The 15663-nt window shown below is 63.6% G+C and carries 6 protein-coding genes; 5 read left to right on the top strand and 1 reads right to left on the bottom strand.

The window, feature by feature from the left end; translation table 11 throughout:
• Positions 1-10: 10 nt before the first annotated feature.
• Positions 11-1183 (top strand): MFS transporter, encoded by a 1173-nt coding sequence (locus HU727_RS16870; RefSeq protein WP_186532665.1) that lies wholly within the window; start codon positions 11-13, stop codon positions 1181-1183.
• A gap of 34 nt (positions 1184-1217) precedes the next feature.
• On the opposite strand, the gene HU727_RS16865 is transcribed toward HU727_RS16870, so the two are convergent.
• A complete protein-coding gene (locus HU727_RS16865; RefSeq protein WP_186532664.1) occupies positions 1218-2351 on the bottom strand; it encodes a cupin-like domain-containing protein in 1134 nt (377 codons plus the stop codon).
• Between the two features lie 136 nt (positions 2352-2487).
• On the opposite strand from HU727_RS16865, the gene HU727_RS16860 reads away from it, so the two are divergent.
• The 4 genes from HU727_RS16860 to HU727_RS16845 all read left to right on the top strand — a co-directional run bounded on the left by HU727_RS16860 (position 2488) and on the right by HU727_RS16845 (position 15662).
• Entirely contained in the window at positions 2488-3228 is a 741-nt protein-coding gene (locus tag HU727_RS16860) for a thioesterase II family protein (protein WP_186532663.1), read from the top strand.
• A gap of 38 nt (positions 3229-3266) precedes the next feature.
• Entirely contained in the window at positions 3267-4250 is a 984-nt protein-coding gene (locus tag HU727_RS16855) for a TauD/TfdA family dioxygenase (protein ID WP_186532662.1), read from the top strand.
• Between the two features lie 187 nt (positions 4251-4437).
• Entirely contained in the window at positions 4438-7839 is a 3402-nt protein-coding gene (locus HU727_RS16850) for a non-ribosomal peptide synthetase (RefSeq protein ID WP_186532661.1), read from the top strand.
• The gene (locus HU727_RS16845; protein ID WP_186532660.1) at positions 7836-15662 is read left to right on the top strand and encodes a non-ribosomal peptide synthetase; all 7827 of its coding nucleotides are present in this window, start codon (positions 7836-7838) and stop codon (positions 15660-15662) included. The genes HU727_RS16850 and HU727_RS16845 overlap by 4 nt, the downstream gene beginning before the upstream one ends.
• The last annotated feature ends 1 nt before the right edge of the window (position 15663 follow it).

Here is a 15663-nt window from a genome sequence, read left to right as displayed (position 1 = left end):
GGCAGTGCCCATGGCCAACCCGTACCGCGAACTGTTCACCGCCCCCGGCGCCCGTGCTTTTGTGCTGGCCGGGATGATCGCGCGCATGCCAATTTCCATGACCGGCATCGGCGTGATCACCATGCTCGCGCAATTGACCGGTGGCTATGCGTTGGCGGGGGCGGTGGCGGCGACGTTCGCACTCGCTACGGCGTTTTGCGCGCCGCAGGTGTCGCGGCTGGTTGACCGCTACGGTCAGGGCCGGGTGCTGCCGATAGCGGCGTTGACCGGTGGTGGCGGGCTGCTGATGTTGCTGTTGTGCACGCGGTTGCAGGCACCGAACTGGACGTTGTTCGTCTTCGCCGCGCTGGCCGGCTGCATGCCGAGCATGTCGGCGATGGTGCGGGCGCGCTGGACCGAAATCTACCGTGGCCAGCCGCAATTACAAACGGCGTATGCGCTGGAGTCGGTGCTCGACGAGGTTTGTTTTATCGTCGGGCCGCCGTTGTCTGTGGGATTGTCTGTGGCAGTGTTTCCCGAGGCCGGTCCGTTGGCGGCGTTGTTGGCGCTGGCCATCGGCGTGACGGCATTTGTCGCCCAGCGCAGCACGGAGCCTGCAGTGCATCCGCACGAGTCACAGCATCACGGCTCGATCATTCGCTCGACTGATGTGCAATGGCTGCTGGCGTTGATGCTGGCGATGGGCGTTATCGTCGGGGTGATCGATGTGGTCAGCGTCGCCTTCGCCCAGCACCAGGGCCAGCCGGCGGCGGCGAGCATTGTCTTGTCGGTGTATGCCGTTGGCTCTTGCCTGGCCGGCATCGCCTTCGGCGCGATGCGCTCGAAACTGCCGTTGCCGCGACTGTTTCTCTATGGCGGCGTGGCGACGGCGGTAACCACGCTGCCGCTGTTACTGGCGAGCAACATTGTCGGCCTGTCGGTAGCGGTTTTCATTGCCGGGTTGTTCTTTTCGCCGACGCTGATTGTGGCGATGGCCTTGATCGAGCGCATCGTGCCGCCGGCTAAACTGACCGAAGGCCTGACCTGGCTGGTGACGGGGCTGAGCATCGGCGTGGCGGTCGGTGCCGCGGGCTCAGGCTGGCTGGTGGATGCGTTCGGTGCACGCAGCGGGTTCTGGCTGGCAATCGCGGCGGGCGCGGTGGTGCTCGTTTCTGCGGTGCAAAGTTACCGCCACCTCCGGTAGGCGCTGACTGTAGGTGCTGACGAGTCTTGCGGTGTTACCAGCCGCGGCCAGAGTTGACCCAGAAATTCACCGACAGTGAGGTCGACACCGATTCCACCTGATGGAACCAGCCCTCCGGCAAAAACAACAGATCCCCGGCCTCGAGCGTCACCCGCAGAAACGGCACCTCGCGCGCCGCCGGGAAGCGTTCATAGTCGGGCGCGTCCGGGTTGAAATCGCAGCCGTCCAGGCCACCCTGTGGTGCCGTCGACCAAGTGCCCAGTGCTTCGCGGTGATGCGGGGCGGCGAGGGTGAATTTTTTCTGGCCCCAGACCTGCGCGAACAGATTATCGGTGTCGTCGCGATGCAGCGGCGTCAGCGTGCCCTTGGGGCCGATCCAGATACGTGGCGGGATGAACAGCGAAGTGTCGAAGTAGGGCGGGTACTGGATTTGCTGCAGCAACTGGGCCGGCAGAATGTTGTTGCCCATGTATGCGGGTGGCTCGCCGTCCGCACCTCTGGCAGCCGGGCTGTCCAGCGAGGCGATGAATTCGGCCATCGAGGTCGAACGGAAATCACGCTCGGTGGAAAAGGTCTTCTTCACGTAATCGCCATGGCGGGTGATGCCCTGCAGTTCGGCGAAATGCACCAGCGATTCTTCGCGGCTGAGCTTGAACAGCGGCCAGTCGTGCAGCGCATTGCTGATCACCAACGGAATGCCGTTGGGCAGATACCGGGTTTCGAATTCGTGCCGGGACAACTCGGCACGCGCGCGGCGTTCGACGCTGGTCTGGCGCGGCAGCGCGGCGGTGATCTTTTCGCTGAAGCGCGGGGGCGTCGGGTAGCGCTTGTTCATGTCGACTTTTTCAACGGTGCCGCCGCCCTGCCGGGCGTGGTCGATGATCTGCGGCAGCATCGTCGCCAGGCCCATGTTGCCGCCAATCTTCAGACGACCGCTGGCGAACAGCTCCTCGACATTGACCACACCGGCCATGATCCCGAGAAAATCCTTTTCCGCGATTTCAATGCTTACGTCCGGGCGAGGGTGTCGCCCGACTTCCGTGCACTGGCTGGTCTTGATGTCATACCAGTAAGCCTGTTGCGCACCGAAGATAAACTGGAAAATACCTTCGATGCCGACCGCGCCGGCGTTGGCGAACAACTTGCCCAGAATGCTCTGCAGGTCCACGGTGATTCCCCTCGCAATTGTTGTTTTATTCCTGAACGGGCAACGAGCGGCTGGCGGGGGAATTTAGCGGCCGGCGACTAATTTGTCCGGCAAGTGATCCGTCTTTCTTTCAGACACATTTTTCAAGGAAAGCGCGGTGACCAAGCTGACACTGCTGTGCCTGCCCTATTCGGGCGCCAGCGCCATGGTTTACAGCCGCTGGCGGCGCCAGTTGCCGACGTGGCTGCAATTGCAACCGGTGGAACTGCCCGGGCGTGGTGCGCGGTTCGACGAACCCTTGCAAATCGACATGCGTGCGCTTGCGCGGCAGTTGGCGCGCGAGCACAAGCCGGGTCTGCAAAGCCCTTATGCATTGTTCGGGCATAGTCTGGGTGCGTTACTTGCCTGCGAAATGGCCCATGCCTTTCGCGAGCTCGGCGCGCCGGAACCGCTGGCGCTGTTCGCTTCCGGCACCGCCGCACCGAGCATGCGCAGCGATTACGACCGGGGTTTTGCCGAATCGCGAAGTGATGACGAACTCATCGAGCAATTGCGCACGTTTCAGGGCACCAGCGAAGAAGTCCTCGCCAACCAGGAATTGATGAGCCTGACGCTGCCGGTACTGCGTGCCGATTTCATGATGTGCGGACGTTTCACGCCCGCCGAGCGGCCGTTGCTCAATTGCCCGATACACGTGCTGGGCGGCAAGGAAGACCGCGCCACCACCGAGCAATTGATCGGCTGGAGCAAAGAGACGCTGGGCAGTTTCTCGGTGGACATGATGACCGGCGGGCATTTCTTTATTCATGAACATGAAGCCCGGGTCATCCGCACGATCAAGTCGCATCTTGAGGTGCATCAGCGCCGCCATGCGCAGGCAGCGCAACCGGCGTTCTGAGACGCGACCCTCTATCACGCACAATCAGGAGGCCAGTCATGGCTGTTGCTCTGGGATTTTCCGTCCGGCCACTGCTGCCGCAGCGCGGGCGCTTGCCGCTGTTGGTCGAGGCGACCGATGCCGATACCGATCTGTTGGCGGTGTTCGATGAGTTGAAGGAACTGGTCGATGAGCATCTGCTGCGCGACGGTGGCGTGCTGTTTCGCGGATTCCGCCTCGACGGCGCCGAGCAATTTCGGCAGTTCGCCGCGAGTTTCGGTCATCCGCTGCTGAACTACGAGTTCGGCTCGACGCCGCGCACCAACGTGACTCAAGGGGTGTACACCTCCACCGAATACCCCGCGCATCAGAGCATTCCGTTGCACAACGAGCAGGCGTATTCGCGCGACTGGCCGATGAAGATCTGGTTCTACAGCATGATCGCGGCGAAGACGGGCGGCGAGACGCCGATTGCCGACAGCCGCGAGGTCTATCGACGTATTCCCGTGGCGATCCGCGAGCGCTTCGTCAGCAAAGGCCTGATGTATGTGCGCAACTTCGGCAATGGCCTCGATGTCGCTTGGGAAGACGTATTCAACACCGAGGATCGCGAGGTCGTTGAAGCTTATTGCAAGGCGCACGGCATTGTCTGCGAGTGGAAGGACGACGGTGAGCTGCGCACGCGCCAGACCTGTCAGGCGGTGGCGGTGCATCCGGTGACGGGCGAGCATGTCTGGTTCAATCAGGCGCATCTGTTTCACATCTCCAATCTGCAAGCGGAAGTGCGCGAAAGCCTGCTGGACATCGTCGACGAGGAAGATCTGCCGCGTAACGTTTACTACGGGGACGGCTCGCCAATCGAAGACGAGGTGCTCGCGCAGATTCGTGCGGTGCTTGACGATTGCGCGATCAGTTTTGCGTGGCAGGAGGGCGATGTGCTGATGCTCGACAACATGCTCTCGGCTCATGCGCGTTCACCGTTCGAAGGGCCGCGCAAAGTCATCGTGGCGATGGCCGAGGGGCACTCGCTGGACGTGCGCTGAGCGATCCGCATCGCGTTCACATAAGTGCCGAAGCCGGTCCAGTACCGGCTTCGGCATTTGTCTGTCCGGCTCATGCGCCGTCGGGCTGTTATTGCCGCAGGCCTGCTAAATCGTCGTGCGGGCCGTTCGTTCTTGTTGATACGACCGGGTCTCCAGGTCACGCCGCCGATCAGCAAGGACTTCACGCATGAATGCCGCAGACGCACAGAAACTAGCCCGCCGCTTTATCGATTTGCCTCAGGACAGACGCCGTTTGTTCCTTGCCGGTATGGCCCGCGAAGGCATCGATTTTGCGCAGCTTCCCATGACGGCCTGCGACGGCATCGCCGAGCGTGACGGCCTGTCTTACGCCCAGCAGCGCATGTGGTTTCTCTGGCAGCTGGATCCGACCAGCGCAGCCTATAACTTGCCGATGGCGGTGCGTCTGGACGGTCAACTGCAGGTCGAAGCGCTGGAACAGGCGTTCAGTCGCCTGGTGGCACGTCATGAATGTTTGCGCACCACTTTCGGTGAGGACGGCGAGCGCGCCTTTCAGCGCGTGGCTGAACCGCAGCCACTGAAACTCACCGTCACTGACTTGAGCGCGTCACCCGAAACCCAGCGCTGGCAACTTGCACAACAGCACATGATGGCTGAGGCAACCCAAGCCTTCGATCTGCAAGACGGCCCATTGCTGAGCCTGCGCCTGTTGCGTCTGGCCGAGCAGGAACACGTGCTGCTGCTGACCTTGCATCACATCATTGCCGACGGCTGGTCGATGAACATTCTGATCGACGAGTTCATGCGCATTTACGACGCATTGGTGGCCGGGCGAGAGCCCCCATTACCGACGCTGACCGTGCATTACCGTGACTACGCGCTGTGGCAGCGCAGCTGGCTGGAAGCCGGCGAGCGCGAGCGACAACTGGAGTACTGGCGCGCGCAACTGGGCGAAGAACATCCGGTGCTGGAATTGCCCACCGATCGCGCCTACCCGGCACAGTCCAGTCATCAGGGCGCAAGGCTCGAAACGGTGATCGATGCAGCCCTGCGCGAGGCGCTTAAAAACCTTGCCCAGCGCCAGGGCGTGACGCTGTTCGTGGTGCTGCTGGCGGCGTTCAAGACGCTGTTGCATCGCTACAGCGGCCAGACCGATATTCGCGTCGGCGGGCTGATTGCCAACCGCACCCGCAGTGAAACCGAAGGCCTGATCGGCTTCTTCGTCAACACCCAGATCCTGCGCAGCGCGGTCACCGCGCAAACGCCGTTCGCCGAGCTGTTGCAGAACCTGCGCCAGGCGGCGCTCGGCGCTCAGGCCCATCAGGAGCTGCCGTTCGACGCTTTGATCGAAGCTCTGCAACCGGCGCGCAGCCAGAGCCACAACCCGCTGTTTCAAGTGATGTTCAACCACCAGCCGCTGGTGACTGATTTGCAGCAGGCGCAGCTGGCGTCAGGCTTGCGCGTTGGTTATCTGAGCGAAGAGCAACTGGCCGGCAGCGGTCGGCAACACGCGGCCACCAGTGACTTGATGCTCGACACCCGCGAGGAGGGGGAGCAACTGTTCGCCGCGTTCACTTATGCCACGGATATTTTCGATGCCTCGACCATCGTCGCGATGGCCGGGCACTGGCGCAACATTCTGCAGTCCGTCTGCCGCAACCCGCAGCAGTTGATCGGAGAGGTGGCGATGCTCGCCGAGAGCGAACGGCACAAGTTGATCCAGGCAACGGCGCCCGAGCCTCGTTTCGTCTGTGTGCAACGCCTGTTCGAAGCGCAAGTTGCGCGAACTGCACAAGCGCCGGCGGTGCTGTTGGCGAGCGCGCCTTCATGTTCATTCAGCTACGACGAACTCAACACCCGCAGCAATCGCTTGGCCCATCAATTGCGCGCGCAGGGCGTCGGCCCGGACGTGCTGGTCGGCGTCGCGCTGGGGCGTTCTCTGGAACTGACGGTGGCATTGCTGGCCGTGCTCAAGGCGGGCGGGGCCTACGTGCCGCTGGACCCGCAAACCCCGGCCGAACGCTTGCGCCATGTGCTTGACGACAGCGGCCTGAAACTGTTGCTGAGCGACCGCGACAGCCTCGCCAGCTTGCCGCCTCTGGACGGCATCGAGTGCCTGTGCCTTGAGCAAATGCCCGACAGCGGGCAAGCCGACAATCTACCGGTCACGGTTGAGCCTGGCAATCTCGCCTACGTGATTTACACCTCCGGTTCCACCGGGCGCCCAAAAGGCGTGGCGGTCAGTCATGGCGCGCTGAGCGAGTTCATCGCCCGCGCCATCGATTACAGCGATCTACGCGAAGGCGACCGGGTTCTGCAGTTCGCCACCAGCAGTTTCGACGGTTTCGTCGAGCAGTTTTTCCCGCCGTTGTGCCATGGCGCCAGCGTGGTCATGCGCGATGCGCCGCTGTGGGACAGCGCGACGCTGCATCGCGTCATTCTCGATCAGGGCATCACGCTGGCCGATCTGCCGGCGGCCTATTGGTACTGGCTGGTGCAGGAATACGCCGCCAAACCTGTCACAGGCTTCGGCGCGCTGCGGCAGATTCACGTTGGCGGCGAAGCCATGGCGGTGGACGGTTTGCGCCTGTGGCAACAGGCCGGGCTGGGGCATGTGCGCTTGCTCAATACGTACGGCCCGACCGAAGCCACGGTGGTCTCGACGATTCATGACTGCACCGCGCTGACGGCGCAGGACGTGTCGTGGCGCGGCATACCGATCGGCAAGGGGCTGGCGGGGCGCCGGCTGTATGTGCTCGACGATGACCTGAACCTGCTGCCGCAAGGCGCGGTGGGCGAGTTGTACATCGGTGGTCCGGGTCTGGCGCGCGGTTACCACCACCAGCCAGGCCTCAGCGCCGAGCGCTTCACTGCCGATCCGTTCGCCGAAGGCCAGCGCCTGTATCGCACCGGCGACCGTGCGCGGCTGCGCGCAGATGGGGCGATTGAGTACGTCGGTCGGGTCGATCATCAAGTGAAGATTCGCGGCTTCCGTATCGAGCTGGGCGAGATCGAATCGCGCCTGCAGCAATGTCCCGGCGTTCGCGAAGCGATCGTGCTGGCGGTGCCATTCGCTGGTGGCGCGCAACTGGTCGCCTATGTGGTGACGGATCCTGCAGTACTCGCCAGCGCGGCGACGCAGACGGCGTTTCGTCAGCAGACCCGCGCCGCGCTGCAAGCCAGCCTGCCCGATTACATGGTGCCGGGGCATCTGCTGGTGCTGGCGAATCTGCCGCTGACGCCAAGTGGCAAGCTCGACCGCAAGGCCTTGCCTGCACCAGATCCGGCGCAATTGCAGGGCGATTACCGCGCCCCGCAATCGCCGGCCGAGCAGTGTCTGGCGCAGGTCTGGGCCGAGGTGCTGCAGGTGCCGCGTGTGGGCCTGGACGATCATTTTTTTGAACTGGGCGGCCATTCGTTGCTGGCCGCGCAGGTGATTGCGCGGATCAAGGATCAGATGGGGGTGGTGCTGCCGCTGCGCAGCCTGTTCGAAAAACCGCTGCTGGCGGATCTGGCCGGGGTGCTGGGGCAATTGGCCGAGGCGAACAGTGACGATGACTGGTCCGACATGGATCAGTTCATGAATGCTTTGCAAGGAGAAGAAGTATGAGCGGCACGATGGCGGAGCGTATTGCCAAAAGATTCGTCGGTCTGCCGCTGGAACAGCGTCGGCTGTTTCTCGCCAGGCTACGCGAGGAGGGCAAGGATTTCAGCCTGCTGCCGTTGCCGGTCAGTCGGCACGACTGCGCGCAAATCCCGCTGTCGTTCGCGCAGCAGCGCCTGCTGTTCCTCTGGCAGCTGGAACCGCACAGCGCAGCGTACAACATGGCGGCCGGCTTGCGCCTGAAAGGCCGGCTGGACGAGTCGGCCCTGAGCCGTTCGTTCGATCATCTGCTGGCGCGCCATGAGGTGTTGCGCACCGTGTTCCAGACTGACGGCGATCAACCGCATCAGGTGATCCTCGATCAACAGAGTATCGCGCTGGAACGCTTCGACCTGACGGGTATCGCCTCACAAGAGCGTGAGCAGGCGCTGGCGCAACGTGTGCAGGCTGTCACTGCGCAACCGTTCGATCTGCGCCACGGCCCGTTGTTGCGCGCCAGCCTTTTTGCACTGGCCGGCGACGAATTCGTGCTGGTGGTGAGCATGCACCACATCGTCTCCGACGGCTGGTCGATGGACGTCATGGTCAAGGAATTCGTGCAGTGCTATCAGGCGTTCAGCCTGGAGCGCGAGCCGCAATTGCCGGCGTTGCCGTTGCAGTACGCCGATTACGCGATCTGGCAGCGGCGCTGGCTGGAGGCCGGCGAGGGCGAACGGCAGCTCGACTACTGGCGTCAGCAGTTGGGCGAAGAGCATCCGTTGCTGGAGGTGGCGCCGGACTTTGCCCGGCCGCTGACGCAGAGCTTTGCAGGGCAGACCCTGAGCTTCGATTTCGGTGCTGACTTGTCTCGACAGCTCAATGCCTTTGCGCGTAGCCAGGGCGTCAGCCTGTTCATGCTGGTGCTGGCGGGTTTTTCGCTGTTCCTTTCACGTCTGGCCGGCGAGCGCGACATTCGTGTCGGCGTGCCGAACGCCAACCGAGGCAGGGCCGAAGTCGAAGGGCTGATCGGTTTCTTCGTCAATACCCAGGTGCTGCGTTGCGAGGTCGATGAATGCGGCAGTTTCGCCGATTTGCTGGCGCGAGTGCGCGAAGCGGCGTTCGGTGCGCAGGCTCATCAAGAGTTGCCTTTCGAACAACTGGTCGACGAGTTGGTAGCCGAACGCACCCTGGGGCACAACCCGCTGTTCCAGGCCAAGTTCAACCAGAATGTCGGCATGCAGAAACAGCGCTCGATGGCCTTGCCTGGCCTGACTGTCAGCGAATACTCGCTGGACAGGGACGGTACGCACTTCGACCTGGCGCTGGACATTACCGACGACGGCGCGCTGATTCACGGCCAGATGACCTACGCCAGCGATCTCTATCGGGCGGAGACCGTCGCAGGCTTCGTGTCGATGTTGCTCGATCTGTTTGCCCGGTTGCTCGATACCCCGCAGGCGCCGTTGCACATGGTCGCCACGCAAAGGCCAGATGCGCTTTCAACGCCTCGCGAACCGGCCTTGAGCGTGCTGCAGCACTGGTCGCGCGAGGTCGCCCGCCAACCCGAAGCGCTGGCCGCGCGTGACATGAATCAAACCATGACTTTCCAGGCGCTGGATCAAGCGGCCAATCGCCTGGCCCAGCATCTGCGTGCGCAGGGTGTCGGCACCGGTGAACCGGTGGCGGTGCTGATGGAGCGCTCGCTGGACTGGCTGACTTGCGTGCTGGCGATTCTCAAGGCGGGCGCGGTGTACATGCCGCTCGACGTCAAGGCGCCGATCGCGCGCCTGCGGCAGATGCTCGGCGCTGCCCAGGCACGGGTGCTGGTGGGGGGCGAAGGTGATGCGCGGGTCGGCGAGCTGGCGGTCGGGCGTTGTCAGGGGCTGGTCTTTGCGCCGGGGCAATGGCAGTCGCTGCCGGCGTCCGCGCCTGAGCTGACGCTGTATGCGCAGTCGCCGGCCTACGTGATTCACACCTCCGGTTCCACCGGGCAACCGAAGGGCGTACTGGTCAGCCATGGCGCGCTGGGCAGTTATGTGCGCGGCGTGCTTGAACGTCTGGCGCCGGCACCAGAGGCGAGCATGGCGCTGGTCTCCACCATCGCCGCCGATCTCGGTTTCACGGTGCTGTTCGGCGCGTTGTGCTCCGGACGTCTGCTGCATGTGCTGCCGGAAGACCTCGGTTTCGACCCGGACCGGTTTGCCGGTTACATGGCTCGCCATCGCGTCGGCCTGCTGAAAATCGTCCCGGGCCATCTCGCCGCGCTGTTGCAAGCGTCAACGCCTGCCGACGTGCTGCCGGAACACGCATTGATTGTCGGTGGCGAAGCCTGTTCGCCAGCGCTGGTCGAGCGTGTGCGCCGGCTCAAACCGGGCTGCCGCCTGATCAATCACTATGGCCCAAGTGAAACCACGGTAGGCGTGCTGGCCCATGAGGTCGGAGAGCTTGTCGCCCAGGCGCGTAGCGTTCCGGTCGGCACGGCGCTGACCGGTGCTCATGTCTATGTGCTCGACGATGTGCTCAACCCGGTGCCCGATCAGGTCGCCGGTGAGTTGTATATCGGCGGTGACAGCGTTGCACTCGGCTATCTGAATCAGCCGGGGCTGACGGCCGAGCGCTTCCTGCCCGACCCGTTTGGCGCACCGGGTGCGCGGGTTTACCGCAGCGGCGACCGGGTACGTCGCAACCGCCAGCAGGCGGTGGAATTCATCGGTCGCGCCGACGATCAAGTCAAAGTGCGCGGCTATCGCGTCGAGCCGGCGGAAGTCGCGCGGGTCTTGCTCAGCCTCGACGGCGTCAGCGAGGCCGCCGTGCTGGCGCTCGCACTGGATGACGATCCTGCGCGTCTGCAGTTGCTGGCGTGGTGCGTGCCGGCAGCGGGCGCGAACGTACAGGCGCAGGAACTGCGCGAGCAATTGCAGGCGCGTCTGCCTGATTACATGGTGCCAGCGCAATTGATGTTGCTCGAACAGTTGCCGCTGACCGCCAACGGCAAACTCGACAAACGCGCTTTGCCGGTTCCGGGAGCGGTCACTCAGCAGTTCGTCGCGCCGGTCGGCGAGATCGAGCAGAAACTGGCCGCGATCTGGGCCGAGGTGCTCAAGCTCGAGCGCGTCGGCAGCAGCGACAACTTCTTTGAACTGGGAGGTGACTCGATTCTCAGCCTGCAGATCATCGCCCGAGCCAAGCGCCAAGGCATCAAGCTCAGTCCCAAACAATTATTCGAAAAACAGACCATTGGCCAACTGGCCGTCGTGGCCAAACTGATCGAGACCAAACCGGTCGCCGTCGCGATGCCGGCAACGCGTGGGCCGTTGCCGTTACTGCCGATCCAGGTGCGCTTCTTCGAGACGCCGATTGCCCAGCGCCAGCACTGGAACCAGTCGGTGATGCTGCAACCGACCACAACACTGGACGCAGGGCATCTGCGCACGGCGCTGACGGCCTTGGTTGACGAGCATGATGCGCTGGCCCTGAGCTTCGTGCAGTCGGGCGAGGGCTGGCAGGCGCTGCCGCAGACACAGCGTGACGCTGAATTGCTGTGGGTGCGCGAGCTGAACAGCCTCGACGCCTTGCCAGTGCTGGCCGATGAGGCGCAGCGCAGCCTGGATCTGCAACGCGGGTATTTGCTGCGCGCGGTGTTGATCAATCTGCCGAACGCGGAGCAGTGCTTGTTGCTGGTCATCCATCACCTGGTCGTCGACGGTGTGTCGTGGCGCATCCTGCTTGAGGACTTGCAACACGCTTACAGCGCTTTGGCAGCGGGTACAGCGCGGGTGTTGCCGGGCAAAAGCAGTTCATTACACAGCTGGGCCGAGCAGTTGCATCGTTATGCACAGAGCGAAGCGCTGGCCGGCGAAAGCGCTTACTGGCGTCAGACCCTGGCGGCGGATGACGCGTCACTGCCACGGGATTTTGCCGAGGACAGCCAGACCCGCGCGCAGGCCGCCCGCGCCAGTACACGCCTGAGTCAGGCACTGACTGACAAGCTGCTGAAAGTCGCCCCGGCGGCGTATCGCACGCAGATCAACGACCTGTTGCTGACGGCACTGGCGCGGGTGTTGTGTGACTGGAGCGAGCAGTCTTCGGTGCTGGTCCAGCTCGAAGGCCACGGTCGCGAGGACTTGTTCGACGATATCGACCTGAGTCGCACCGTCGGCTGGTTCAGCAGCCTGTTCCCGGTGCGCCTGACACCACAGGCGACTCCCGCTGCGTCGCTGTGCGCGATCAAGGAGCAATTGCGCGCGGTGCCGGGCAAAGGCATCGGGTATGGCGTGCTGCGTTACCTCAGTCGGTCCACCGAATTGCAGGCGCTGGCGCAACCGCGGGTGACGTTCAATTATCTGGGTCAGTTCGACGGCGCGTTCAGCGCTGAGCAAGGCGCGTTGTTCGTGCCGAGCGGCGAAGGTACCGGCGCCAACCAGGACGGGCAAGCGCCGCTGGGCAATTGGCTGAGTGTTGACGGTCAGGTCTTTGCCGGTGAGCTGGAATTGACCTGGACTTTCGGCACCGGCATGTACCGCGCCGAAACTATCGAGGCGCTGGCCGAGGCTTACCGCCGCGAGCTGGAACGTCTGATCGAGCATTGCTGCGAGCGTGGCGCGGGTGGCGTGACGCCGTCCGACTTCAACCTTGCCAAGCTGACGCAGGCGCAGTTGTCGGCCCTGCCGATTGCGCCGCGAGACATCGTTGATCTGTATCCGCTGTCGCCGATGCAGCAAGGCATTCTGTTCCACAGCCGCAACGAGCCGGACAGCCCGGCCTACACCAATCAGCTGCGCGTCGACGTGCAGCAGCTCGACGCCGAGCGCTTCCGTCAGGCCTGGCAGCAGACCCTCGACGCCCACGATATTTTGCGCACCGTGTTCGTCTGGCCGCAGGATGCCGCCGCGCCGGTGCAGGTGGTGCGCAGCCGTGTGCAGATGCCGTGGCAGGTGCAGGATTGGCGCGGTCGCGATGGGCTCGATACAGCGCTCGATCAACTGGCCGCTGAAGATCTGCACAACGGTTTCAATCTGCTGGAAGCACCGCTGTTGCGCGTGACGCTGGTGCGCACCGATGAAACCCGTCATCACTTGATCTACACCTGCCATCACATTCTGATGGACGGCTGGAGCACTTCGCAGTTGTTTGGCGAAGTGCTGCAGCGCTTCGCCGGCATGACGCCGGCCGCAGGGCAGGGGCGTTATCGCGATTACATCGAATGGCTCGGGCAGCGAGACCAGCAGACCAGTCGGCAGTTCTGGACCACGGCGCTGGCCGATCTTGAAGAGCCGACGCGACTGGCCAGCGCCATGCCAGTCAGGCAGGACGCAGCAAGCGGCTATGCCGACCACGAGCATGTATTCAGCGAACAACTGACGGCCGAACTGAACCGCTTCGCCCGCGAGCAGAAGGTCACACTCAACACGCTGGTGCAGGCGGCCTGGCTGCTGCTGTTGCAGCGCTACACCGGGCAGGAACACGTAGCCTTCGGTGCGACTGTCGCCGGGCGGCCGACCGATTTGCCGGGTGTGGAGCAGCAGATCGGCCTGTTTATCAACACCCTGCCGGTGGTGGCGGCGCCGTCGGCCGAGATCGGCGTCGGTCGGTGGCTGCAACAGGTGCAGGCTCTCAACCTGGCCTTGCGCGAGCATGAACACACGCCGCTGTACGACATTCAGCGTTGGGCCGGTGCGGGTGCCGGGGCGTTGTTCGACAGCATTCTGGTATTCGAAAACTATCCGATGGCTGAAGCGCTGGCGCAGGGGCCGGAGACCGGTCTGAAGTTTTCGGCGATCCGTCGTCACGAGCAGACGAACTATCCGCTGACGCTGGTGGCGGTCACCGGACGCGAGCTGAGCCTGGGCGTGAGTTACGATCAGGCCAGTTTCGATGCGCCAGCGATCCGCGCGCTGAGTGCGCAACTGCAAGGCCTGCTCGAGCAGTTCCTCGCCGATGTCACGCAGCCGCTGGGTGCGTTGCAACTGCTCGCCGAGCCGCAACGTCAACGGGCGATCGCGTGGGGCAAGGCGCCGGTGATCGCGCCGGATCGACGCACGGTGCTGGCGCACATCGCCGCGCAGGTGCAACGTCAGCCGCAGGCGAGTGCGGTGCTGTTCGCTGAGCAATCCATCGATTACCAAAACCTCGATACCCGGGCCAATCGTCTGGCGCACAAGCTGCAAGGCGTGGGCGTTGGGCCGGAAGTGCGCGTCGGCGTGTGCATGCGGCGCACGCCGGACATGCTGGTCGGCTTGCTGGCGATCCTCAAGGCCGGTGGCGCCTATGTGCCGCTCGACCCGGATTACCCACAGGAACGCTTGCTGCACATGCTCGACGACAGCCGCGCCGCCGTGCTGCTCACCGAACCGGCGGCGCTGGCCATGTTGCCCGAGCCGTTGAATGCGCAGGTGCTGTTGGTGGACGAGGGCGTCGCCAGCGAATACCCGTCCACCGCGCCGCAGGTAAATATCGAAGCAGGCAACCTGGCCTACGTGATCTACACCTCCGGCTCCACCGGCAAACCGAAAGGCGTGGCCATCACTCACGGCAACCTGTCGGCGCTGATTCAGTGGTCGGCGGGGGTCTATCGCGAAGAGCAATTGCGCGGCGTGCTCGCCTCGACCTCCATTTGCTTCGACCTGTCGGTGTGGGAGATTTTCGTCACTCTGGCTCGCGGTGGCTGCCTGGTATTGGCGGACAGCGCGCTGGCCCTGGCCGATTTGCCGGCCCGTGATCAAGTCACCCTGATCAACACGGTGCCGTCGGCGATTGCTGCGCTGCAACGCGCCGGGCAGATTCCGTCCTCGGTCGCCACCATCAATCTGGCTGGCGAGCCACTCAAGCAGAGTCTGGTCGACAGCCTGTATGCCAGCACTCAAGTGCAGCAGGTCTACGACCTGTACGGGCCGTCGGAAGACACCACTTACTCGACCTTCACCCTGCGCACGCCGCAAGGCCGGGCGAACATTGGCCGGCCTCTGGACAACACCGTCGCCTACCTGCTCGACAGTCAGCTACAGGTACTGCCCGAGGGCGTGCCGGCCGAGCTGTACCTCGGTGGCGCCGGGGTGACGCGCGGCTATCTGCTGCGCGCCGGGCTGACCGCCGAACGCTTTGTGCCCAATCCGCACGCGGCCAATGGCGAGCGCGTCTACCGCACTGGCGATCTGGTGCGCCAGGGCGACGACGGCAACATCGAGTACATTGGCCGCGCCGACCATCAGGTGAAGATTCGCGGTTTCCGCATCGAGCTCAGCGAGATCGAAGCGCGTCTGCTGGAGCTCGACGACATTGGCGAAGCCGTGGTGCTTGCGCAGGACGGTGCCGCCGGCAAACACCTGCATGCTTATCTCGTCGCTGCGACGGCCAGCGATCTGACGACGCTGACGGAGCGGGTGCGCAGCGCACTGGCCAGTCGCTTGCCGGCGCACATGGTGCCGGGGCATCTGCATCTGATCGAAGCCATCCCGTTGACGCCTAATGGCAAGCTCGATCGCAAGGCGCTGATGACCTTGGGAGAGAGCCCGACGCAGGAGCAGTACCAGGTGCCGCAAAGCGATCTGCAGTGGGAAGTCGCGACGATCTGGCAGGAGGTGCTGGAGGTCGAACGGGTAGGGCTGGCCGACAACTTCTTCCAGCTTGGCGGGCATTCGTTGCTGGCGACGTTGGTGGTGACCCGGGTTCAGGAGCGTCTGGGCGACAAGGTGCCGCTCAAGGCATTGTTCGAAACCGACACCCTCAAGGATTTCTGTGCGCGGATCGAAGCGTTGCGTGTCGAAATGTCGCCCGTTCAGGATGAATTGGCTAAATCACTGGAGGCCCTCAAACGTCTATCCCTCGATGATCTGGAAAAACTGATTTCTTGAG

The sequence above is a fragment of the Pseudomonas khorasanensis genome (assembly GCF_014268505.2).
GTDB classification, from domain to species: Bacteria; Pseudomonadota; Gammaproteobacteria; order Pseudomonadales; family Pseudomonadaceae; genus Aquipseudomonas; species Aquipseudomonas khorasanensis.
The sequence above is the reverse complement of the archived record's forward strand: the minus strand, read 5'-3'. Positions and strand labels throughout refer to the sequence as shown.

Bases quoted from the DNA above. Each gene is read 5' to 3' on its own strand.
- HU727_RS16870 (WP_186532665.1), top strand. From the start codon at position 11: ATGGCCAACCCGTACCGCGAACTGTTCACCGCCCCCGGCGCCCGTGCT.
- HU727_RS16855 (WP_186532662.1), top strand. From the start codon at position 3,267: ATGGCTGTTGCTCTGGGATTTTCCGTCCGGCCACTGCTGCCGCAGCGC.
- HU727_RS16850 (WP_186532661.1), top strand. From the start codon at position 4,438: ATGAATGCCGCAGACGCACAGAAACTAGCCCGCCGCTTTATCGATTTG.
- HU727_RS16845 (WP_186532660.1), top strand. From the start codon at position 7,836: ATGAGCGGCACGATGGCGGAGCGTATTGCCAAAAGATTCGTCGGTCTG.